The following is a 1,201-nucleotide window of genomic DNA, read 5'->3' as shown; positions in this document are numbered from 1 at the left end:
GCGCGAAGATTGACAACACAACCTTAAAACATCCGTTAAGTTCTGTCAACTGGCTGTGGGAAATCTGAGAAGGGATCCCCCAGCCTCAGCGGTTGGAGCGGCGACTGCCGGTGGGGGAGAAGAGGGCTTCCAGGGCCTGGCTGAGGGTTGGCTCCATCACCACCCGGTCTTCGTAGGCGGCGATGACCCGGGTGAGCTGGGGCAGGCGGCCCTGTTCTGCCTCCAGGTAGAGGGGCTGGACGTAGAGAAGCGAGGTCTCAATGGGCATGACCAGCAGGGTGCCCAGGTTCACCCGCGACCCGTGTTCGTTCCAGAGGGCGATTTGCTCGGAAATGGCGGGATCCTGGTTGACCCGCGCCTCTACCTGTTCCGGCCCGTAGATGAGGCGCTGCTTGGAAAACTCATACACCAGCAGCTTGCCGTAGTTTTCCCCATCGCAGCGGGCGGCCATCCAAGCCACCATGTTCTGCTTGTTGAGGGGGGTGAAGGGGGAAAGCAAGACAAACTCGGGCCGGTTTGGGGATCCCTTTTGTGGCTCCTCCGGCAAGGTGAGGATGAGGTACTGGGGCTGCATGGGAAGGCGTCGCCGGTTGCGGAATTGGTTGGGGATCTGCCACTGGTCTTCCCGGTTGTAGAAGAGGCGGGGATCCGTCATGTGGTAGGCGGCAAATTGCTGCACCTGCAGGCGGAAGAGATCCTGGGGGTAGCGGATGTGCCGCCGCAGCGGCTCCGGCATGGCCTCTAGGGGCTGGAACAGGCTGGGGTAGATGCGGGCGTAGGCTTGGATGAGGGGATCCCGAGGGTCGGCGATGTACCAGTCGATGCTGCCGTTGTAGGCGTCCAGCACCGCCTTGACCGAGTTGCGGATGTAGTTGAAGGGGAAGCCGGGCAGATGCTCGGAGTAGGGGTAGCGGCTGCTGGTGGTGTAGGCATCGAAAAACCAGTAGAGTTTGCCACCTTGAATCACCAAGTAGGGATCCTGGTCGTAGAGCAAAAAGGGCATCACCTGGCGCACCCGTTCCCGGATCTGGCGGCGATAGAGAAAGCGGCTGCTGGGGGAAAGCTCGCGGCTGAGAAGGATGCGCAGATCCCGGAAGTGCCAGGCGTAGAGAAAGCGCTGCCAGAGGTGGGGGATGGGCACGCCGCCCGTGCCGCGGTAGCTGCTGTAGACATAGCGATCGGCAGCGGGATAGTCCAGCTC

Annotated in this window: 1 protein-coding gene; it reads right to left on the bottom strand. The window is 61.9% G+C overall.

The features are described from left to right. Positions 1-85: 85 nt before the first annotated feature. Positions 86-1,201, bottom strand: a 1,116-nt coding sequence (locus NW853_RS09975; RefSeq protein ID WP_414348935.1) for a UPF0182 family protein, incomplete at its 5' end; no start/stop codon positions are given.

The sequence above is a fragment of the Synechococcus sp. H55.11 genome (genome assembly GCF_047462475.1).
Lineage (GTDB): Bacteria > Cyanobacteriota > Cyanobacteriia > Thermostichales > Thermostichaceae > Thermostichus.
This window is presented reverse-complemented; position numbering and strand designations above follow the sequence as displayed.